At 71.9% G+C, this 20,348-nt stretch carries 16 protein-coding genes; 12 read left to right on the top strand and 4 right to left on the bottom strand.

Annotation, left to right across the window (positions count from 1 at the left end; translation table 11 throughout):
• Positions 1-2 precede the first annotated feature (2 nt).
• The 3 genes from secF to ACEZDG_RS00380 all read left to right on the top strand — a co-directional run bounded on the left by secF (position 3) and on the right by ACEZDG_RS00380 (position 4,317).
• Positions 3-1,166, top strand: a complete 1,164-nt coding sequence (secF, locus tag ACEZDG_RS00390; RefSeq protein WP_380500928.1) for a protein translocase subunit SecF — start codon at positions 3-5, stop codon at positions 1,164-1,166.
• Between the two features lie 19 nt (positions 1,167-1,185).
• Entirely contained in the window at positions 1,186-1,731 is a 546-nt protein-coding gene (locus tag ACEZDG_RS00385) for an adenine phosphoribosyltransferase (RefSeq protein WP_380500926.1), read from the top strand.
• Positions 1,732-1,848: 117 nt separating this feature from the next.
• Positions 1,849-4,317: a RelA/SpoT family protein gene (locus ACEZDG_RS00380; RefSeq protein WP_380500924.1), complete on the top strand. Its 2,469-nt coding sequence runs from the start codon at positions 1,849-1,851 to the stop codon at positions 4,315-4,317.
• 57 nt (positions 4,318-4,374) lie between these two features.
• Here ACEZDG_RS00380 and ACEZDG_RS00375 read toward each other — a convergent pair whose 3' ends face one another.
• A complete protein-coding gene (locus ACEZDG_RS00375) occupies positions 4,375-5,604 on the bottom strand; it encodes a DUF349 domain-containing protein (RefSeq protein WP_380500922.1) in 1,230 nt (409 codons plus the stop codon).
• Positions 5,605-5,792: 188 nt separating this feature from the next.
• The gene (locus ACEZDG_RS00370) at positions 5,793-6,674 is read right to left on the bottom strand and encodes a peptidylprolyl isomerase (protein WP_380500920.1); all 882 of its coding nucleotides are present in this window, start codon (positions 6,672-6,674) and stop codon (positions 5,793-5,795) included.
• A 200-nt stretch (positions 6,675-6,874) separates the two neighbouring features.
• Between ACEZDG_RS00370 and ACEZDG_RS00365 the strand changes: the two genes are divergently transcribed.
• Genes ACEZDG_RS00365 through aspS form a run of 3 tightly spaced genes read left to right on the top strand, consistent with a single transcriptional unit; the run spans position 6,875 to position 10,628 of the window.
• Entirely contained in the window at positions 6,875-7,585 is a 711-nt protein-coding gene (locus ACEZDG_RS00365) for an MBL fold metallo-hydrolase (protein ID WP_380500918.1), read from the top strand.
• Between the two features lie 14 nt (positions 7,586-7,599).
• Positions 7,600-8,865 carry a histidine--tRNA ligase gene (gene hisS / locus ACEZDG_RS00360; protein WP_380500916.1) on the top strand — a complete coding sequence of 422 codons (1,266 nt, stop codon included), beginning with the start codon at positions 7,600-7,602 and terminating at the stop codon, positions 8,863-8,865.
• Positions 8,862-10,628, top strand: a complete 1,767-nt coding sequence (aspS, locus tag ACEZDG_RS00355) for an aspartate--tRNA ligase (protein ID WP_380500914.1) — start codon at positions 8,862-8,864, stop codon at positions 10,626-10,628. Before hisS ends, aspS begins: the two co-directional genes overlap by 4 nt.
• A 67-nt stretch (positions 10,629-10,695) precedes the next feature.
• Here aspS and ACEZDG_RS00350 read toward each other — a convergent pair whose 3' ends face one another.
• Complete coding sequence (locus tag ACEZDG_RS00350) at positions 10,696-11,385, bottom strand: TNT domain-containing protein (RefSeq protein WP_380500912.1); 690 nt, start codon at positions 11,383-11,385, stop codon at positions 10,696-10,698.
• A gap of 125 nt (positions 11,386-11,510) precedes the next feature.
• On the opposite strand from ACEZDG_RS00350, the gene ACEZDG_RS00345 reads away from it, so the two are divergent.
• Both ACEZDG_RS00345 and rpsD read left to right on the top strand, forming a co-directional pair.
• Positions 11,511-12,857, top strand: coding sequence for a replication-associated recombination protein A (locus ACEZDG_RS00345; protein WP_380500910.1), 1,347 nt, complete (start codon positions 11,511-11,513; stop codon positions 12,855-12,857).
• A gap of 286 nt (positions 12,858-13,143) precedes the next feature.
• Positions 13,144-13,758: a 30S ribosomal protein S4 gene (rpsD, locus tag ACEZDG_RS00340; RefSeq protein WP_380500908.1), complete on the top strand. Its 615-nt coding sequence runs from the start codon at positions 13,144-13,146 to the stop codon at positions 13,756-13,758.
• A 59-nt stretch (positions 13,759-13,817) separates the two neighbouring features.
• Here the strand turns inward: rpsD and ACEZDG_RS00335 are convergent, their stop codons facing one another.
• Complete coding sequence (locus tag ACEZDG_RS00335) at positions 13,818-16,034, bottom strand: ATP-binding protein (RefSeq protein WP_380500906.1); 2,217 nt, start codon at positions 16,032-16,034, stop codon at positions 13,818-13,820.
• Positions 16,035-16,289: 255 nt separating this feature from the next.
• On the opposite strand from ACEZDG_RS00335, the gene ACEZDG_RS00330 reads away from it, so the two are divergent.
• Genes ACEZDG_RS00330 through ruvX form a run of 4 tightly spaced genes read left to right on the top strand, consistent with a single transcriptional unit; the run spans position 16,290 to position 20,312 of the window.
• Positions 16,290-16,766 carry a DUF948 domain-containing protein gene (locus ACEZDG_RS00330; protein ID WP_380500904.1) on the top strand — a complete coding sequence of 159 codons (477 nt, stop codon included), beginning with the start codon at positions 16,290-16,292 and terminating at the stop codon, positions 16,764-16,766.
• A 5-nt stretch (positions 16,767-16,771) separates the two neighbouring features.
• Entirely contained in the window at positions 16,772-17,125 is a 354-nt protein-coding gene (locus ACEZDG_RS00325; RefSeq protein ID WP_380500902.1) for a hypothetical protein, read from the top strand.
• Entirely contained in the window at positions 17,125-19,800 is a 2,676-nt protein-coding gene (gene alaS / locus ACEZDG_RS00320; protein ID WP_380500900.1) for an alanine--tRNA ligase, read from the top strand. The genes ACEZDG_RS00325 and alaS overlap by 1 nt, the downstream gene beginning before the upstream one ends.
• Positions 19,797-20,312 carry a Holliday junction resolvase RuvX gene (ruvX, locus tag ACEZDG_RS00315; RefSeq protein WP_380500898.1) on the top strand — a complete coding sequence of 172 codons (516 nt, stop codon included), beginning with the start codon at positions 19,797-19,799 and terminating at the stop codon, positions 20,310-20,312. Before alaS ends, ruvX begins: the two co-directional genes overlap by 4 nt.
• Positions 20,313-20,348 lie beyond the last annotated feature (36 nt).

Below are 20,348 nucleotides of genomic sequence, written 5' to 3'. Positions count from 1 at the left end.
AGATGTCGCGTTTCGGCAACATCGGCCACCGGCTGTACACCGGTGAGGCCGGCATCGACTTCGTCGGCCGGCGCAAGATCTGGGTCGCCATCTCCGGCGTCATCCTGCTCGCCGCCGTCCTCGGCCTCGGCCTCCGCGGGCTGAACCTCGGCATCGAGTTCAAGGGCGGTGACATCTACACGATCACCAAGCCCGGGCTCACCATCAGCCAGGCCCAGACCGTGGCCAACGGGATCACCGGGGACGGCACCGCGCTGGTCCAGTCGTCCAACGGCACCGGCGGCAAGCAGATCACGATCCAGATCAACACCGACGAGCACGTGAACAAGCAGGACGCCGTCTCCAAGCTGTCCTCCGCGCTGGGCATCTCCGCCGACAAGATCAGCACCCAGTCGATCGGCGCCAGCTGGGGCAAGGACATCAGCAAGAAGGCCCTCTACGGTCTGATCGCCTTCATGATCCTGGTGACCCTCTACCTCGCCGTCGCCTTCGAGTGGCGGCTCGCCGTCGCCGCCCTGGTGGCGCTGCTGCACGACCTGGTGATCACCATCGGCGTGTACGCGCTGCTGGGCTTCACCGTCACCTCGGGAACGGTGATCGGCTTCCTGACCGTGCTCGGCTACTCGCTGTACGACACGGTCGTGGTTTTCGACGGCCTCAAGGACGCGACCAAGTCGCTCGGCAGCCAGACCAGGCTGACCTACAGCGACGCGGCCAACCGCTCGCTCAACGGCACCCTGGTCCGGTCGATCAACACCACCATCCTGGCGCTGCTGCCGGTCGCCGCGCTGCTGTTCATCGGCGGCGGCCTGCTGGGCGCGGGCACGCTCAACGACATCTCGCTGGCGCTGTTCGTCGGCCTCAGCGCCGGTGCCTACTCCTCGATCTGCGTGGCCACCCCGCTGGTGGCCTGGCTCAAGGAGAAGGAGCCGGAGAACATCGCTCTCGCGAAGAAGGTCACCCTGCGCCGCGCCGCCGACGCCAAGGCCGAGGCGGCCGGTCTCAAGGTCGCCACGGACGACGACCCGGAGGACTCGGACGGCTACGAGGACAACGTCCCCGTCGGCAGCAGCAGTGGCAGCGGCACGGTGACGTCGACCGGCGTCCGGCGCCAGCCGAGCAACCGCAGCCGCAGTGACCGCCGGTCCACCGGCAAGCGCAAGTGAGCGAGAGGCAGTAAACGGTATGAGCGCCGACGACCTGGCCGCACGGCTGGCCGCGCGGATCCGCGACATCCCCGACTACCCCAAGCCCGGGGTGGTCTTCAAGGACATCGCCCCGCTGCTGGCCGACGCCGAGGGGTTCGCGGCCCTGGTCGACCACCTGGCGGCCCGCGCCAAGGCCCTGGGTGCGACCAAGGTCGTCGGGCTCGAGGCCCGCGGCTTCATCCTGGCGGCCCCGGCCGCCTACGCCGCGGGTGCGGGCTTCGTCCCGGTCCGCAAGGAGGGCAAGCTCCCCGGGGAGCTGCACCGCCAGCCCTACGACCTGGAGTACGGCTCCGCGGTCATAGAGGTCCAGCAGGACGCCTTCACGCCCGGTGAGCGGGTCCTGGTCGTCGACGACGTGCTCGCCACCGGCGGCACCGTGGAGGCGTCCCTGGACCTGGTCAGGCGGGCCGGAGCGGAGCTGGCCGGGGTGGTCGTGCTGATGGAGCTCGGCTTCCTCGGCGGCCGTGAGCGCCTCGCCGCCCATCTGGGCGACGCACCACTGGAAGCGATCATCTCGATCTGATCGGTCTGGGCGCGGCGGTCCGCAGGGGACCGCGGCGTACTTGGGGCGGGTCGCCGGTACTCCGGCGGCCCGCCCCCAGCCATGCCCGGGGATCGGCCGTCGGCCCAGCTCGGTACCATGGGGATCCGCAGTCACTCGCATCGAGGAGAGCACTTGCCGGAAGAGGTCGTGCCCACCGCTGCCAACGCGCAGGACGGCGCCCCCGCCGCAACCCCGGCCGTGAGGACCCCGGCCGTCAAGGCCGTCGGGACTCCGGTCGTCAAAGAGCCGGCGCCGGGCCCGCGCCCCGCCGTGCCTCCGTCCAACCGCGTCCGGAACCGGCTGGCGCGTCTCGGCGGGCAGCGCAGCAGCACGCTCAACCCGGTGCTCGAACCCCTCTTCCGGATCGTCCGCGGCAACGACCCCAAGGCCGACCTGGTCACCCTGGAGCGGGCGTACCAGATCGCCGAGCGCTGGCACCGGGGCCAGAAGCGCAAGAGCGGCGACCCGTACATCACCCATCCGCTGGCCGTCGCGACCATCCTGGCCGAGCTGGGCATGGACACCGCCACGCTGATGGCCGGGCTGCTGCACGACACCGTCGAGGACACCGACTACGGCCTGGAGACGCTGCGCCGCGACTTCGGCGACACCGTCGCCATGCTGGTCGACGGCGTGACCAAGCTGGACAAGGTCAAGTTCGGCGAGGCGGCCCAGGCCGAGACCGTGCGCAAGATGGTCGTCGCCATGGCCAAGGACCCCCGGGTGCTGGTCATCAAGCTGGCCGACCGGCTGCACAACATGCGCACCATGCGCTACCTCAAGCGCGAGAAGCAGGAGAAGAAGGCCAGGGAGACCCTGGAGATCTACGCCCCGCTGGCGCACCGGCTGGGCATGAACACCATCAAGTGGGAGCTGGAGGACCTCGCCTTCGCGATCCTCTACCCCAAGATGTACGACGAGATCGTCCGCCTGGTCGCCGAGCGCGCCCCCAAGCGGGACGAGTACCTCAGCACGGTCACCGACCAGGTCATCGGCGACTTCCGGGCGGCCAGGATCAAGGCGACGGTCACCGGGCGGCCGAAGCACTACTACAGCGTCTACCAGAAGATGATCGTGCGCGGCCGCGACTTCGCCGAGATCTACGACCTGGTGGGCATCCGGGTCCTGGTCGACTCGGTCCGCGACTGCTACGCGGCGCTGGGCACCATCCACGCGCGGTGGAACCCGGTGCCGGGGCGGTTCAAGGACTACATCGCCATGCCCAAGTTCAACATGTACCAGTCGCTGCACACCACGGTGATCGGCCCCGGCGGCAAGCCGGTCGAGCTGCAGATCCGCACCTTCGACATGCACCGCCGCGCCGAGTACGGCATCGCCGCGCACTGGAAGTACAAGCAGCAGGCGGTGGCCGGCGCCTCCAAGGTCCGCACCGACACCCCCACCGGCAAGGGCGGCAAGGCCGACACCGTCAATGAGATGGCCTGGCTGCGGCAGCTGCTGGACTGGCAGAAGGAGACCGAGGACCCCAGCGAGTTCCTGGAGTCGCTGCGCTTCGACCTCTCCAACAACGAGGTCTTCGTGTTCACCCCCAAGGGCGACGTGATAGCGCTGCCGGCCGGGGCGACCCCGGTCGACTTCGCCTACGCCGTCCACACCGAGGTGGGCCACCGGACCATAGGGGCACGGGTCAACGGGCGGCTGGTGCCGCTGGAGAGCACCCTCGACAACGGCGACCTGGTGGAGGTCTTCACCTCCAAGGCCGCCAACGCCGCGCCGTCCCGGGACTGGCTGGGCTTCGTCAAGTCGCCCCGGGCCCGCAACAAGATCCGGGCCTGGTTCTCCAAGGAGCGCCGCGAGGAGGCGATCGAGCAGGGCAAGGAGGCGATCACCCGGGCCATGCGCAAGCAGGGCCTGCCGCTGCAGCGCATCCTCACCGGCGACTCCCTGGTCACCCTGGCGCACGAGATGCGCTACCCGGACATCTCCTCGCTCTACGCCGCGATCGGCGAGGGCCATGTCTCCGCGCAGACCATCGTGCAGAAGCTGGTCCAGGCCCTCGGCGGCGAGGAGGGCGCGACCGAGGACATCGCCGAGACCACCACCCCGTCCCCGAGCAGCGGGCGCCGCAACCGGCGGTCCGCGGCCGACCCCGGGGTGGTCGTCAAGGGCGTCGCCGACGTCTGGGTCAAGCTGTCCCGTTGCTGCACACCGGTGCCGGGCGACCCCATCGTCGGCTTCATCACCCGCGGCAACGGGGTCTCGGTGCACCGCGCCGACTGCGTCAACGTGGACGCGCTGGCGCAGCAGCAGGAACGCATGGTCGAGGTCGAGTGGGCGCCGACCCAGTCCTCGGTGTTCCTGGTCGCGATCCAGGTCGAGGCGCTGGACCGGTCCCGGCTGCTCTCCGACGTCACCCGGGTGCTGTCCGACCAGCACGTCAACATCCTGTCGGCGGCGGTGCAGACCTCGCGGGACCGGGTGGCGATGAGCCGCTTCACCTTCGAGATGGGCGACCCCAAGCACCTCGGCCACGTCCTCAAGGCCGTCCGCGGCGTCGAGGGCGTCTACGACGTCTACCGGGTCACCTCGGCCCGCCCCAAGTAGCAGCGCACGCGAGGAGGGGCCCCACCGGACGCCGGTGGGGCCCCTCCTCGGCCGGTTCTAGCCGCCGAACTCCTGCAGGCCCTTCAGAGCCTGGTCGAGCAGCTCACGGCGGCCCTCCAGCTCCTTCTCCAGCTTCGCCACGCGCCCGCTGTCGTTCTTGGCGCGGGCCGCCTCGATCTGCTTCTCCAGCTTGTCCACGGCCGCCTGCAGCAGGCCGGTCATGCCCTGCGCACGGGCCCGGGCCTCCGGGTTGCTGCGCTGCCACTCGGCGTCCTCGGACTCGCGGATGGCACGGTCCACGCTGTGCAGCCGGGCCTCCAGCTTCGGCCGGTTGTCCCGCGGGACGTGGCCGATCTCCTCCCAGCGCTCGCTGATGCTGCGGTAGGACGCCTTCACGGCCTTCAGGTCGGTGATCGGCAGCAGTGCCTCGGCCTCGACCAGCAGGGCCTCCTTGAGCTTCTGGTTCTCCCGCTCCTCGGCGTCGCGCTCGTCGAACACCGACGAGCGGGCCTGGAAGAACACGTCCTGCGCGCCCCGGAACCGGGCCCACAGCTCGTCCTCGGCCTCGCGCTGGGCCCGGCCCGCCGCCTTCCAGTCCGCCATCAGCTCGCGGTAGCGGGCGGCCGTGGCGCCCCAGTCGGTCGAGCCGGACAGCGACTCGGCCTCCTTGGCCAGCTTCTCCTTCACCTGGCGGGCCTCGTCGCGCTGCAGGTCCAGCGTGGCGAAGTGGGCCTTGCGGCGCTTGGAGAAGGTCGAGCGGGCGTGCGAGAACCGGTGCCACAGCTCGTCGTCGGACTTGCGGTCGAGCCTGGGCAGGCCCTTCCAGGTGTCCACCAGGGCCCGCAGCCGGTCGCCGGCCTCGCGCCACTGGGTGGACTCGGCGAGCTGCTCGGCCTCCGCGACCAGCACCTCCTTGGCGGCCTTGGCCTCGTCCTGGGCCTTCGCCCGGGCCGCCTTCCGCTCCTCGCGGCGGCTGTCCACCTCGCCGACCAGCGCCTCCAGGCGCGTCGCCAGCGCGGCCAGGTCACCGACCGCATGGCCCTCGGTCACCTGGGCCTTCAGATGGTCGATCGCGGTCATCGCGTCCTTCGCCGCCAGGTCCGTGCTGCGGACCCGACGCTCCAGCAGGCCGATCTCGACGGCGATTCCCTCGTACTTCCGGGTGAAGTAGGCGAGAGCCTCGTCGGGGGACCCCGCCTGCCACGAGCCGACGACGCGTTCGCCCTCGGCCGTCCGCACGTAGACGGTCCCCTCGTCGTCGACACGGCCCCACGGGTCGCTGGTCACAGCGCCTCCTCGCATATGGCGGCCCTTCGTCCGGGGACGAGGGCCGCCTTCCACAGTTCATTGTCCGGCCGGGCATCAGCTTCGCCGCCGGGTCAGGGCACCCTACAAGACGCCAACATAGGCGACCGGCACCGGTGCTGTCCGTATCCCGGCGGCGAAAACTGCCTCAGCGCGCCGCCAGTCGGCGGTCAGCCCTTCTTGACGGTCACCGTGTTCATCACCACGGTCTGCAGCGGGTGGCCGTCACCTGTGGCGTTGGCGTTGTCCGTGCCGGCCGCGGCGATCTTCGTCAAGGTGTCAAGACCGCCGGTGATGGTGCCGAACGGGGTGTAGCTGGCCGGCAGCTGGCTGTCCTTGTAGACCAGGAAGAACTGGCTGCCGTTGGTGTTCGGACCCGAGTTCGCCATGGCGACCGTGCCGGCCGGGTAGGTGCCGCCCTTGATCGCCGGGGCGGTCAGGTTCTCGTCCTTGATGGTGTAGCCCGGGGTGCCCGATCCCGTGCCGGTCGGGTCGCCGCACTGCAGCACGCTCAGGCCGCCGGTGGTGAGCCGGTGGCAGCTGACGTGGTCGAAGTAGTGCTGCGAGGCCAGGAACGCGAACGAGTTGACCGTGTGCGGGGCCGCCGCCGCGTCCAGCTTCAGGGTGATCGGGCCGCAGTTGGTGCTCAGCGTGGCCGTGTAGGTCGCGGTGGTGGAGATGCTCATGGCCGGCTCGGTCTTCCACTGCTTGGTGCCCGGCTTGCCCGCCGCCGGGGTGCTGCAGCCGGCCAGGTGGGCCGACCCGGCCTTCGGCCCGGCGCTCGCCGAGGAGCTGGGGGCGGCCGAGGCGGACGCCGTCGGGGACTTGGCCGCGGCCTTCTTGTGGCCGGTCCCGGCCACCGCCCAGGTGCCGGCGCCGATGCCCGCCACCACGACCACGATGGCGCCCACGATCGCGGTCCGCTTACGGGCCCGGGAGACGGCCTGCGCCCGCTTCTGGGCCTGGCGCTCGTACTTCAGCCGCTCCAGCTCCCGCCGCCGCTTCTCCTTGTCCTTCGGGAGGGGCTTGCTTGGCCTGTCGTTGGGTGCCACCGACCGTCACTCCTTCATGTCCGACACGTTCGCCACACCGAGCCGGTGGGGGATCTTCGTACCCGTTGGGCGCTCAGTGTAGGGATGGAATCTGTAAGCCGACCGTCAGCCCCACCCGTGGGCCGGGTGACAACGGGTTCGCGATCGTCCCATCCCCGCCGGTAGGCTGCCAGCATCTTCCGCCGTACATAAGGAATCACGTGTTCATCGCCGGTTTCCCCGCAGGGGCCTGGGGCACCAACTGCTACCTGGTCGCCCCCGCGGCCGGCGAGGAGTGCGTCATCGTCGACCCGGGCCACCAGGCCACCGCCGGGGTCGAGGACGCGGTCCGCGAGCACGGGCTGAAGCCGGTCGCCGTCGTCCTCACCCACGGGCACATCGACCACGTCGCCTCGGTCGTGCCGATCTGCGGCGCCCGCGGCATCCCGGCCTGGATCCACCCCGAGGACCGCTACATGCTCGCCGACCCGGAGAAGGCGCTCGGCCGCGCCCTGGGCGCCCAGCTGCTGGGCGAGCTGACCGTGGGCGAGCCCGACGACGTCCGGATCCTCACCGACGGCAGCGTGCTGGACCTCGCCGGGCTGCGGCTCACCGTCGACCACGCCCCCGGCCATACCGGGGGGTCGGTGACCTTCAGGACCCCCGCCGCACCGGACCTCCCCCCGGTGCTCTTCTCGGGAGACCTGCTGTTCGCCGGCTCCGTAGGACGTTCGGATCTCCCCGGAGGCGACCCCGACGCCCTGCTGCGGTCGCTGGCCCGGGTGTGCCTGCCGCTCCAGGACGAGACCGTGGTCCTCTCCGGACACGGCCCCCAGACCACCATCGGCCGCGAGCGCGCCACCAACCCGTACCTGCTCCAGGTCGCGGGAGCAGCCGCAGCCGAGCCCGGCGCACCCCGCCGGGGACTCTGAATTCGAGACGAGACGTGAGTAGCTCCTTCCAGGCCCCCCGGGGCACGTACGACATCCTGCCCGCCACCGCCGCGACCGTGCTCGCGGTGCGCGAGGCCCTGGCCGCGCCGCTGCGCCGGGCCGGGTACGGCTACATCGAGACCCCGGTCTTCGAGGACGTCAAGCTCTTCTCGCGCGGCGTCGGCGAGTCCACCGACATCGTCAGCAAGGAGATGTTCACCCTCACCAGGCGCAGCGACGAGGACCTGGCGCTGCGCCCCGAGGGCACCGCCTCGGTGCTCCGCGCCACCCTGGAAGCCAATCTGCACCGGATCGGCAACCTCCCGGTCAAGCTCTGGTACAGCGGCTCGCAGTACCGCTACGAGAAGCCGCAGAAGGGCCGCTACCGCCAGTTCTGGCAGGTCGGCGCTGAGGCCATCGGCGCGGAGGACCCGGCGCTCGACGCCGAGCTGGTCATCCTCGCCCACGACGCCTACCGTTCGCTCGGGCTGCGGGACTTCCGCATCCTGCTGAACAGCCTGGGCGACAAGACCTGCCGTCCGGTCTACCGGGCCGCGCTGCAGGAGTTCCTCGGCGGCCTCGACCTGGACGAGGAGACGGTGCGCCGCGCCGCGATCAACCCGCTGCGGGTGCTCGACGACAAGCGGCCCGAGGTGGCCAAGCAGCTCGTCGGCGCCCCCCGGCTGCGCGACTACCTCTGCGAGGACTGCAAGGCGTACCACGAGCGGGTCCGCGAGCTGCTCACGGCGGCCGGGGTCGGCTTCGAGGACGACGACAAGCTGGTCCGCGGGCTCGACTACTACACCCGCACCACCTTCGAGTTCGTGCACGACGGCCTCGGCGCGCAGTCGGCGGTCGGCGGCGGCGGCCGTTACGACGGACTGTCGGAGATGATCGGCGGCCCCGCGCTGCCGTCCGTGGGCTGGGCCCTTGGCGTGGACCGCACCGTGCTCGCGCTGGAGGCCGAGGGCATCGAACTGCCGGGCCCGGCCGGCACCGACGTCTTCGCCGTGCCGCTCGGCGACGAGGCCCGGCGGGTGCTCTTCGGCGCGGTGACCGAACTCCGCCGCGAGGGGCTCTCCGCGGACATCGTCTACGGCCCCAAGGGCCTCAAGGCCGCGATGAAGGCCGCCGACCGCTCCGGCGCGCGGTACGCGGTCGTCGCCGGGGAGCGGGACCTCGCCGAGAACCTGGTACAGCTCAAGGACCTCACCAGCGGAGACCAGACCCCGGTCGCCCTGGACGCACTCGTCACCACCCTGAAGGAGAAGCTGAAGTGATCCGCAGCCATGAAGCCGGCACGCTCCGCCCGGAGCACGCCGGCACCACCGTGACCCTCGCAGGCTGGGTCGCCCGCCGCCGCGACCACGGCGGTGTCGCCTTCATCGACCTGCGGGACGCCTCCGGCACCGTCCAGGTCGTGGTCCGCGACCTGGAGGCGGTCTCCGAGCTGCGCTCCGAGTGGTGCGTCAAGATCGTCGGCGAGGTCCGGGTTCGCCCCGAGGGCAACGCCAACACCGAGATCCCGACCGGCGAGGTCGAGGTCGTGGTCAACGAGCTCACCGTGCTGTCCGAGTCCGCCGCGCTGCCGTTCCAGGTCGCGGAGTACGAGCCGGGCTCGGTGAACGAGGAGGTCCGGCTCCGCTACCGCTACCTCGACCTGCGCCGCGAGGGTCCGGCGAAGGCGCTGCGGCTGCGGTCCAAGGCCACCAACATCATCCGCACGGTGATGGAGGAGAACGACTACCTCGACATCGAGACCCCGTACCTGACCCGCTCCACGCCCGAGGGCGCCCGCGACTTCCTGGTGCCGGTCCGGCTCCAGCCGGGCCACTGGTACGCCCTGCCGCAGTCGCCGCAGCTGTTCAAGCAGCTGCTGATGGTGGCCGGGATGGAGCGCTACTACCAGATCGCCCGCTGCTTCCGCGACGAGGACTTCCGCGCCGACCGGCAGCCCGAGTTCACCCAGCTCGACATCGAGGCCTCGTTCGTGGACCAGGAGGACATCCTGGCCCTCGGCGAGAAGCTCATCGCCCGGATCTGGGGCGAGGTCCACGACTACGACGTCCAGCTCCCGCTGCCGCGGCTGACCTACGCGGACGCCATGTCCCGCTACGGCTCGGACAAGCCCGACGTCCGCTTCGGCAACGAACTCACGGACCTGACCGAGTACTTCGCGGGCACCGAGTTCCGGGTCTTCCAGGCCCCCTACGTCGGCGCGGTGGTCATGCCCGGCGGCGCCTCGCAGCCGCGCAAGCAGCTGGACGCCTGGCAGGACTGGGCCAAGGCCCGCGGCGCCCGCGGCCTCGCCTACATCCTGGTGGACGAGGACGGCTCGCTGCGCGGCCCGGTCGCCAAGAACCTCTCCGAGGCCCACCTGGCCGGGCTGGCCGAGGCGGCCGGCGCAAAGCCCGGCGACGCGGTCTTCTTCGCGGCCGGCAAGCGCACCGCCTCGCAGGAGCTGCTGGGCGCCGCCCGGCTGGAGATCGGCCGCCGCTGCGACCTGATCGACGAGTCGAAGTGGGCCTTCCTCTGGGTGGTCGACTTCCCGATGTTCGAGCCGATCGAGGACGACAAGGGCGAGTTCCAGGGCTGGCACGCGGTGCACCACCCCTTCACCGCCCCCACCGCCGAGTCGATGGACACCTTCGACAAGGACCCGGGCAACGCCCTCTCCAACGCCTACGACCTGGTCCTCAACGGCTCGGAGATCGGCGGCGGCTCGATCCGTATCCACCAGAAGGACGTCCAGAAGCGCGCCTTCGACGCGATCGGCCTGTCGGCGGAGGAGGCGGAGTCGCAGTTCGGCTTCCTGCTCACCGCCTTCGACTTCGGCCCCCCGCCGCACGGCGGCATCGCCCTCGGCCTGGACCGCCTGGTCGCCCTGCTGGGCGGCTACGACACCATCCGCGACGTGATGGCTTTCCCCAAGACCAGCACCGGCGGCGACCCGCTGACCGGCGCCCCGACCCCGATCACCGCGCAGCAGCGCAAGGAGGCCGGCGTCGACGCCAAGCCCAAGTCGGAGCAGCCGGAAGCCTGACCCCGCGCCCGACACAGCTGCCCGCCGCAGACGGTCTGCGGCGGGCAGCTGTGTCACAGGCGCTGTGTCACAAACGGCCCAGGTAGCCGTTGTTGACGAGCCAGAGGACGTTGAGGGGGGTGGGGGCGCCCGGGACGAGCGTGGCGTCGAGCTGGTACTGCCAGCCCAGGCCGGGCTGGCCGAACCAGGGGGCGATCGGGCCGGCGTCCACGGTGAAGGGCTTGAGGACGCGGTAGTCGCGGTAGTTGCAGCTCGCCGCCGGGGTGCTGTCCAGGCTGGACGGGGGGATGGAGCGGGCGGCGTAGGGGAGCCCCTCCGGGGCGAGGAAGGAGCCGTACTCGCTGCCGTAGCGGTCGATGTCGGTGCCCGGGCGCAGGGTCTGCGTGGTCTCGATCGGCCGGCCGCCCGGGGTGAGCAGGTAGCCGTTGTCCGGCGGGTAGATCCAGCCGGGGGAGCCGGAGTTGGCGGTCGGGCTGTAGTACGTGGCCAGCAGCGCGCTCTCGCTGAGGCTGCCGGAGCGGTGGTAGCCGAGGAGTTCCAGGCCCACCCGGCCGAGCAGCGGCAGCTGCGCCGGGCCGAGCCGGGAGTCGTTGTCGTGGAAGGCGGCGGAGCACTGGTCCAGCGGGGTGCCGGAGCTGAGCGCGGGAGCCGCGCCGGGCGCGGTGCCCGCTGCCTGGGCGCTGCCCGCGCCGAGCGCGGTGCCGAGGAGCAGCGCGCCCGCTGCGATGAGTGCTGCCGCGGTCCGTCGGATGTGCAAGGGTCCCCCTGGGTCGGGATGGTCCGGATCGGTGACTGGTTGTGTGCGTACGGTGACCATCCAAGAGGGTCTGCCGCTGTGCAGTCAAGAGCGCACGCGGGTGCGGAGCGCATAGGGTCGGGGGTATGGAACCGGACCTCTTCACCGCCGCCGCGGAGGAACGCCAGGCGCAGGAGCCCACGCGCTCGCCGCTGGCGGTGCGGATGCGGCCGCGGACCCTGGACGAGGTGGCCGGGCAGCGGCGGCTGCTGAACCCCGGCTCGCCGCTGCGGCGGCTGGTGGCGGGGGCCGGCGGCCCGGCCGCGACCTCGTCGGTGATCCTCTGGGGGCCGCCGGGGACCGGGAAGACCACCCTGGCGTATGTGATCAGCCAGGCCACCGAGCGGCGGTTCGTGGAGCTGTCCGCGATCACCGCCGGGGTGAAGGAGGTCCGCGCGGTCATCGACTCGGCCCGCCGGGAGATGGGCGGCTCGGGCCGGGAGACCATGCTGTTCCTGGACGAGATCCACCGCTTCTCCAAGGCGCAGCAGGACTCGCTGCTGCCCGCGGTGGAGAACCGCTGGATCACCCTGGTCGCCGCGACCACGGAGAACCCCTTCTTCTCGGTGATCTCCCCGCTGCTGTCCCGGTCGCTGCTGCTGACCCTGGAGTCGCTGACCGAGGACGACATCCGGGAGCTGCTGCGCCGCGCGGTGGGCGACGAACGCGGTCTGGCCGGGGCGGTGACCCTGGCGGAGGACGCCGAGGACCACCTGGTCCGGATCGCCGGCGGGGACGCCCGCAAGGCGCTGACCGCGCTGGAGGCCGCCGCCGGGACCGCGCTGGAGCTCGGCGAGTCCGAGGTCGCCCTGGAGACGGTCGAGCAGGCCGTGGACAAGGCGGCGGTGCGCTACGACCGGGACGGCGACCAGCACTACGACGTGGCCAGCGCGCTGATCAAGTCGATCCGGGGCAGCGACGTCGACGCCGCGCTGCACTACCTGGCGCGGATGATCGAGGCGGGGGAGGACCCCCGGTTCATCGCCCGCCGGCTGATGATCTCGGCCAGCGAGGACATCGGCCTGGCCGACCCGCACGCGCTGCCGATCGCGGTCGCGGCGGCCCAGGCGGTGGCGATGATCGGCTTCCCCGAGGCGTCGCTGACGCTGTCGCACGCGGTGATCGCGCTGGCGCTCGCGCCCAAGTCCAACGCCGCGACGGTCGCCATCGGCGAGGCGCTGGCGGACGTGCGGAAGGGCCTGGCCGGCCCGGTGCCCTCGCACCTGCGGGACGGGCACTACGCGGGGGCGAAGAAGCTCGGCCACGCCCAGGGCTATGTCTACCCGCACGACCTGCCGGACGGGGTCGCCGCCCAGCAGTACGCCCCGGACGCGGTGCACGGGCGGACGTACTACCGTCCGACCAGGCGCGGCGGGGAGTCGCGCTACGCGGACATCGTCGACTGGGTGCGCGGCAAACTGCGTGGTCAGTAGCAGCCTGCGGCGTCCGTTAGGATGGTCCGAAGCGAGATGTCCCGTGCCCGGACGCGAGTCCGGCGTCACCAGCGGGACGTCATACAGGGAGCCGCCGCGGTACCGGGCGGTTCCAGGAGCGTCGCGCACCTTCGGGTGTCGCGTGCAGCCCACCACCTCCCGAGGCGGTGGGCCTGTGTCGTGTGCTGCACATTGTGCCCGGTTCCGGTGACTGGCTGTCCCGGACCGCGAGAGGCGACCTCCTTCAACAGTGGTGAGCCAGTTTCCATTCAAAGGAGTTCGGTTCGTGACGAACCAGAAGCGCCCCAAGGTCAAGATTGCCCGTGCGCTGGGCATTCCGCTGACCCCGAAGTCCGTCAAGTACTTCGAGGCCCGCCCCTACCCGCCCGGCCAGCACGGCCGTGGGCGCAAGCAGAACTCGGACTACAAGGTCCGTCTGGTCGAGAAGCAGCGCCTGCGCGCTCAGTACGACCTGAGCGAGACCCAGATGGCCCGCGCGTTCGACCGTGCCCGCAAGGTCGAGGGCAAGACCGGCGAGGCGCTGATCAGCGAGCTGGAGACCCGTCTGGACTCCCTGGTGCTGCGTTCGGGCATCGCCCGCACCATCTACCAGGCCCGCCAGATGGTCGTCCACGGCCACATCGAGGTGAACGGCAGCAAGGTCAACCGTCCCTCGTTCCAGCTGAAGCCCGGCTTCGTGGTGACGGTCCGTGACCGTTCCAAGGAGAAGACCCCGTTCCAGGTCGCCCGTGAGGGTGGCAACGCGGGTGAGGGTGCGACCGTGAAGTACCTCGAGGTCAACCTGAAGGCCCTGGCCTTCCGTCTGGACCGCGCGCCGCAGCGTCGCGAGGTTCCGGTCATCTGCGACGAGCAGCTCGTCGTCGAGTACTACTCGCGTTGATCCGCGGGTAGCTCCCGCTGGGCCCCTGCCGTCCTCGGACGGCAGGGGCCCAGTGCGTTCTACGCGTCCGCCGGGGCCGGGCTGCGCGGGCAGCTGGGGACCGGGCGGGGGCCGGGTACGCCGCCGTCGGGGGTGGCGCCGCCGCCGGATCCGCCGGCGCTCTGCAGCGCGCGGGCGACCGCCGCGTCCAGGTCGAGCAGGGTGCCCCGGCGGAACGACTCGGCCGCGTCCTGCTCCGGCAGTTCGGCCAGCACCCGCACCTCGCAGGCCAGGTGGGCGGCGTTGAAGCTGCGGGAGCCGAACAGCGGGACGCCGACCGAGCGCCAGATGCTGTGCGCCGCGCCCTGCAGCAGCCGGGCCTCGCCCAGGTCGCCGGCCGTGCCGTCGTCGGCGGGTTCGGTGGCCAGCAGCGCCAGCACCTCGATCCCCAGCACCACCCCGACCAGGTCCCGGAAGCCGTGGCTCAGCCGCACGCACTCCCGGGCGTGCCGCCGGGCGCTGCGCAGGTCGCCGCCGATCCATTCCGAGTAGGCGACGGCGAAAAGGCCGTAGGCGTAGGCCCACTGCTCGCCGAACTCCTCGCAGATGTCCCGCACCTTGGACATCCAGACCTCACCGCCCGCGGTGTCGCCCTGGAAGATCATGGCCAGGCCGAGTTCGAACATGGCCATCACCACATTGCTGTTGAGCTCGCCGAGCTTCTCGTAGTGCCACAGCGCCTCCTCGAACAGCTCGGCCGCGCGCGGGAGTTCATCGCCGATCAGGGCGGCGCAGCCCTGCCGGTGCACCGCGTAGGCGAGCGCCCGGTCGTCCCCGGTCTCCAGGGCCTGGCGGCGGCACTCCTCCAGCGCGGGACGGGCCCGGACCAGGTCGCCCTGCAGGGTGGCCATGTAGCCGGTCACCCACAGCGCCTTGGCCCGCGCCTCGGTGGGTTCGCCGGACAGCGCCAGTGCCCGGTCCAGCCAGTGCCGGCCCTCGCTGAGGTGCCCGCAGCCGACCCAGAAGTACCAGAGCGTCCCGGCCAGGAACAGGCCGAGCTGCTCCTCGCCGGGCTCGGTGAGGCAGTAGTCAAGGGCGACCCGCAGATTGGCGTGCGCGCGGTGGGTGCGGTCGCCGGTCTGGGCCTGTCTCGCGCTGAACCACTCGATCTCGCCCCAGGTGGCCAGCCCGAGGTACCAGTCGCGGTGGCGGCGGCGCAGCCGCTGCTCGTCCGCGGCCTCGCGCAGCCAGCGCGCCCCGTACTCGCGCAGGGTGTCCAGCAGCCGGTAGCGCACCCCGCCCTGTTCGCCGCCCCGGCCGGCGTCGGCCTCGTCGCCCGCGCCGTCGTCGGGCAGGACGTCCCGGATCACGATGGACTTGGCGACGAGCTCGGACAGCAGGTCCAGCACGTCGTCGGCGGGCAGCCCGTCCCCGGAGCAGACGTACTCGGCGGCGTCCAGGTCGAAGCCCCCGGCGAAGACCGAGATCCGGGCCCAGAGCAGCCGCTCGGCGGGTGTGCACAGCTCATGGCTCCAGCCGACGGCGGTGCGCATGGTCTGGTGCCGGGGGAGCGCGGTGCGGGCGCCGCCGGTGAGGATCCGGAAGCGGTCGTCCAGCCGCTCGGTGATCTGCTCGACCGAGAGCACCCGCAGCCGTCCGGCCGCCAGCTCCAGGGCCAGCGGGATCCCGTCCAGGCGGCGGCACAGCGCGGCGACCGCCTCGGCGTTGGCGGGGGTGAGCCGGAATCCCGGCAGCACCGCCGCGGCCCGCTGGACGAAGAGCTGCACCGCCTGCGCCTCGGGGCTGTCCGCCGGCAGCGGCGGCACCTGCAGCAGGTGCTCGCCCGGCACGCCCAGCGGCTGCCGTCCGGTGGCCAGCACCCGCAGCCCGGGGACGGCGGCCAGCAGTTGGGCGACCAGCGTCGCGGCGGCGTCCACCAGGTGTTCGAAGCCGTCCAGGACCAGCAGCAGCTCGCGCTCGCGCAACTGCTCGACCAAGACCTCGACCGGCGGGCGGGCGGTGCCGTCGGTCAGCCGCAGCGCCTCGGTGACGGCGTGTCCGAGCAGGGCCGGATCGCTGACGAGGGAGCACTCCACCACCCAGGCGCCGTCGTTCGGCCCGGTCGCGGCGAGGGCCGCCGCGCGCAGGCCGAGCCGGCTCTTGCCGACTCCGCCGGGGCCGACCACGGTGACCAGCCGGGCACTGCTCAACAACCGCTGAGCCTCGGCCAGTTCGGTGGACCGGCCGACGAAGGCGGTGGTCTCGGCCGGGAGGTTCCCGCGGGCACTGCTGGACATCGATCCCCCTGTGGGCGTACGAGGGCACTCCCCCCGTTCGGTCTAACGAGCGGTCGCGCCGGTCGGTTACGTACCGGTTCGTGCCTGGCGGTCGGTCCGGCGGGGCCCCTCGGGACGACGGTAGTGCGGGCCGCGGCGCCGGGTGGTGCGGTCCGAGGAGAGGGGCCCGGCGCGATAGGGTTCCTGCACGTGGCGCACACAGCGGCGCGGACCGTGGTAAGGCCGCGGGAACGATGGGCGAGCGAGGGAGCCAAGGTGTCCGGTGGAGAGGTCGCGGGCCTCGTCGTCGCCGTGTTCTGGGCGGTGCTGGTCACCCTGCTCGCGGTCGTCCTGGTCCGGCTCGCCGCCGCGCTGCGCGAGGCCACCGCCCTGGTCGCCGCGGTCGCCGACCGCACCGTGCCGCTGCTGGACGAGGCCGCCGAGACCCTGCGCGCCGCCAACGACCAGCTGGCCCGGGTGGACGAGATCACCGCCAACGTCCAGGACGCCGCCGCCAACGCCAACGCGCTCTCCTCCACCGTGGCCGCCACCCTCGGCGGCCCGCTGGTCAAGCTCTCCGCGTTCAGCTACGGCGTGCGCAGCGCGGTCGCCAAGCAGCGCTCCGCCGGGCAGCCCGAACGGCACATCCCGCACCAGACCGAGCGTGAGCTGATCGCCCGGATGGTCAGGGCCGAGGTGCGGTCCGCCACGGCGCGGCGCGGCGTCTTCGCCCGACTGCTCAAGAAGGGCTGAGGCCGATGCGCCGGATGTTCTGGATGGCGGTGGGCGCGGGCGCGACCGTGTGGACCTACCACAAGGCCCAGCAGGTCGCCCGCAGCATCACCCCGGGCAGCCTGGCCGACAGCGCCGCCCGCGGCGCGGTCGACCTCGGCGGAGCCGTACGCTCCTTCGCGGGCGAGGTGCGCGCCGGAATGCTGCAGCGCGAGCTGGAGCTCAACCGCGAACTCGGCCTGGACGGCAGTGTGCTGGCCACCGGGTCGGACGCGCCGGTACTGCGCGGACAGGTGCGGAGACGGGTGGAGATCCAGCCCGCCGCGCCCGCTACTACTTCTACTGATATCACCCCGTACAACCGGAATGAGGACCTGTAATGGAGTCGGCTGAGATCCGCCGCCGCTGGCTGCGATTCTTCGAGGAGCGCGGCCACACCGTGGTCCCCTCGGCGTCGCTGATCGCAGACGACCCGACGCTGCTGCTGGTCCCGGCCGGCATGGTGCCGTTCAAGCCCTACTTCCTCGGCGAGGTCAAGCCGCCCTTCAAGCGCGCCACCAGCGTGCAGAAGTGCGTCCGCACCCCGGACATCGAGGAGGTCGGCAAGACCACCCGGCACGGCACCTTCTTCCAGATGTGCGGCAACTTCTCCTTCGGCGACTACTTCAAGGAGGGGGCGATCCGCTACGCGTGGGACATGCTCACCTCCTCGGTCGAGGACGGCGGCTACGGCCTGGAGCCGGACAAGCTCTGGATCACCGTCTACCTGGACGACGACGAGGCCGAGACGATCTGGCGCGAGAAGATCGGCGTCCCGGCCGAGCGGATCCAGCGGCTGGGCAAGAAGGACAACTTCTGGTCCATGGGCGTCCCCGGACCCTGCGGCCCCTGCTCCGAGATCAACTACGACCGCGGCCCGGAGTTCGGCGCCGAGGGCGGCCCGGCCGTCAACGACGAGCGCTACGTGGAGATCTGGAACCTGGTCTTCATGCAGTACGAGCGCGGCGCGGGCGACGGCAAGGAGGACTTCCCGATCCTGGGCGACCTCCCGGCCCAGAACATCGACACCGGCCTCGGCCTGGAACGCCTCGCGATGATCCTGCAGGGCGTGCAGAACATGTACGAGACCGACACCCTGCGCGTGGTGATCGACAAGGCCACCGAGCTGACCGGGGTCCAGTACGGCGCGGCCCACGGCTCGGACGTGTCGCTGCGCGTGGTCGCCGACCACATGCGCACCTCGGTGATGCTGATCGGCGACGGGGTCACCCCCGGCAACGAGGGCCGCGGTTACGTACTGCGCCGGATCATGCGCCGTGCGATCCGCAACATGCGGCTGCTCGGCGCCCCGGGCCCGGTGGTCGGCGAGCTGGTCGACACCGTCATCAGCACCATGGGCCGGCAGTACCCGGAGCTGGAGACCGACCGCAAGCGGATCGAGACGGTCGCCCTGGGCGAGGAGGCCAGCTTCAACCAGACCCTGAAGGCCGGCACCGCGATCCTGGAGACCGCGGTGGGCGACACCCGCTCGGCCGGCAGCACCGTGCTGTCCGGGGACAAGGCGTTCCAGCTGCACGACACCTACGGCTTCCCGTTCGACCTGACTCTGGAGATGGCCGCCGAGCAGGGCGTCTCGGTGGACGAGGACGGCTTCCGCCGTCTGATGAAGGAGCAGCGGGACCGGGCCAAGGCCGACGCCAGGGCCAAGAAGACCGGCCACACCGATGTGACGGCCTACCGCGAGGTGGCCGACCGCTCCGGCACCACCGACTTCACCGGCTACGCCTCCACCCTGGGCGAGGCCAGCGTGGTCGGCCTGCTGGTGGACGGGGTGCCGGCGCCGGCCGCGACCGAGGGCGACGAGGTCGAGGTCATCCTAGACCGCACCCCCTTCTACGCCGAGGGCGGCGGCCAGCTCGCCGACCACGGCCGGATCCGGTTCGACTCCGGCGCGGTGGTCGAGGTCCGCGACGTGCAGCAGCCGGTCAAGGGCCTGACCGTGCACAAGGGCAGCGTGCTGGTCGGCGAGGTCGTCCTCGGCGCCGCCGCGCACGCCCAGGTGGACGCGGACCGCCGCCGCGCGGTGTCCAGGGCCCACTCGGCCACCCACCTGACCCACCAGGCGCTGCGCGACGCGCTGGGCCCGACCGCCGCCCAGGCCGGTTCGGAGAACGCCCCCGGCCGCTTCCGCTTCGACTTCGGCTCGCCGACCGCCATCCCCGGCTCGGTGCTGACCGATGTCGAGCAGAAGATCAACGAGGTGCTGGCCCGCGAACTGGACGTCACCGCCGAGATCCTGACCATGGACGAGGCCCGCAAGCAGGGCGCCATCGCCATGTTCGGCGAGAAGTACGGCGACGCGGTGCGGGTGGTCAGCATCGGCGACTACTCCAAGGAGCTGTGCGGCGGCACCCATGTGGCCAACACCGCCCAGCTGGGCCTGGTGAAGCTGCTCGGCGAGTCCTCGATCGGCGCGGGTGTGCGCCGGGTCGAGGCGCTGGTCGGCGTGGACGCGTACAAGTTCCTGGCGCGTGAGCACACCGTGGTCTCGCAGCTGACCGAGCTGGTCAAGGGCCGTCCCGAGGAGCTCCCGGAGAAGATCGCCGGGATGCTCGGCAAGCTCAAGGAGGCGGAGAAGGAGATCGACCGCTTCCGCGCCGAGAAGGTGCTGCAGGCCGCGGCCGGTCTGGCCGCCCAGGCCGAGGACCTGGCCGGCACCGCGCTGGTGGCCGCCCGGGTGCCTGACGGTACGTCGGCCGACGACCTGCGCAAGCTGGTGCTGGACGTGCGGGCCCGGCTCGCCGCGGCCGGCGGCGACCGTCCCGCGGTGGTCGCGGTGTTCAGCGTGGTGAACGGCCGTCCGCTGACCGTGATCGCCACCAATGAGGCGGCCCGCGGTCGCGGGATCAAGGCCGGCGCGCTGGTCCGCACCGCGGCCAAGACCCTCGGCGGGGGCGGCGGCGGCAAGGACGACGTGGCCCAGGGCGGCGGCACCGACCCGTCCGCGGTGGACCGGGCCGTCGCCGCGGTGCGCGACGAGGTCGGTCGGGCGTGAGCGGCGCACCCGCCCAGGGGCCGGGCTTCCGGCGCGGGCGGCGGATCGGCGTGGACGTGGGCGACGCCCGGATCGGGGTGGCCTCCAGCGACCCGGACGGGATGCTCGCCACCCCGGTCGAGACCGTGCCGGCCGGGGGGAAGTCCCTGGCCAGGCTGGTCGCGCTGGCCGAGGAGTACCAGGTGGTCGAGGTGGTGGTCGGCCTTCCCCGTTCGATGAACGGGGGCGAGGGCCCGGCCGCCGCCAAGGTCCGCCGCTACGCGGGCGAGCTGGCGGCCCGGCTGGCCGCGGGACCGGCGCCGGTCCCGGTGCGGCTGGTGGACGAGCGGATGTCCACGGTCACCGCGGCCCAGGGGCTGCGGGCCGCGGGGCGGAACTCCAAGAAGGGACGCTCCGTGATCGACCAGGCCGCCGCCGTGGTGATCCTGCAGAGCGCGCTGGAGCGGGAGAAGTCGACCGGTCGCCCGCCCGGGCAGCCTGTCGACCCGTCAGGCGTTGGGCCGGAGGGGTGACCTAGGTCATACGATCGGCGCGGTGCCGCCTTCTCA

The sequence above is a fragment of the Streptacidiphilus alkalitolerans genome, from assembly GCF_042511045.1.
Lineage (GTDB): Bacteria > Actinomycetota > Actinomycetes > Streptomycetales > Streptomycetaceae > Streptacidiphilus > Streptacidiphilus alkalitolerans.
Note: the sequence above shows the minus strand (reverse complement) of the source record. Positions and strands in the feature narration are given on the sequence as shown.

Excerpts from the sequence above, each read along its gene's own strand:
- secF (WP_380500928.1), top strand. The coding sequence starts at position 3 with ATGTCGCGTTTCGGCAACATCGGCCACCGGCTGTACACCGGTGAGGCC.
- ACEZDG_RS00385 (WP_380500926.1), top strand. The coding sequence starts at position 1,186 with ATGAGCGCCGACGACCTGGCCGCACGGCTGGCCGCGCGGATCCGCGAC.
- ACEZDG_RS00380 (WP_380500924.1), top strand. The coding sequence starts at position 1,849 with ATGGGGATCCGCAGTCACTCGCATCGAGGAGAGCACTTGCCGGAAGAG.
- ACEZDG_RS00345 (WP_380500910.1), top strand. The coding sequence starts at position 11,511 with ATGGAACCGGACCTCTTCACCGCCGCCGCGGAGGAACGCCAGGCGCAG.
- ACEZDG_RS00335 (WP_380500906.1), bottom strand. The coding sequence starts at position 16,034 with ATGTCCAGCAGTGCCCGCGGGAACCTCCCGGCCGAGACCACCGCCTTC.
- ACEZDG_RS00325 (WP_380500902.1), top strand. The coding sequence starts at position 16,772 with ATGCGCCGGATGTTCTGGATGGCGGTGGGCGCGGGCGCGACCGTGTGG.
- alaS (WP_380500900.1), top strand. The coding sequence starts at position 17,125 with ATGGAGTCGGCTGAGATCCGCCGCCGCTGGCTGCGATTCTTCGAGGAG.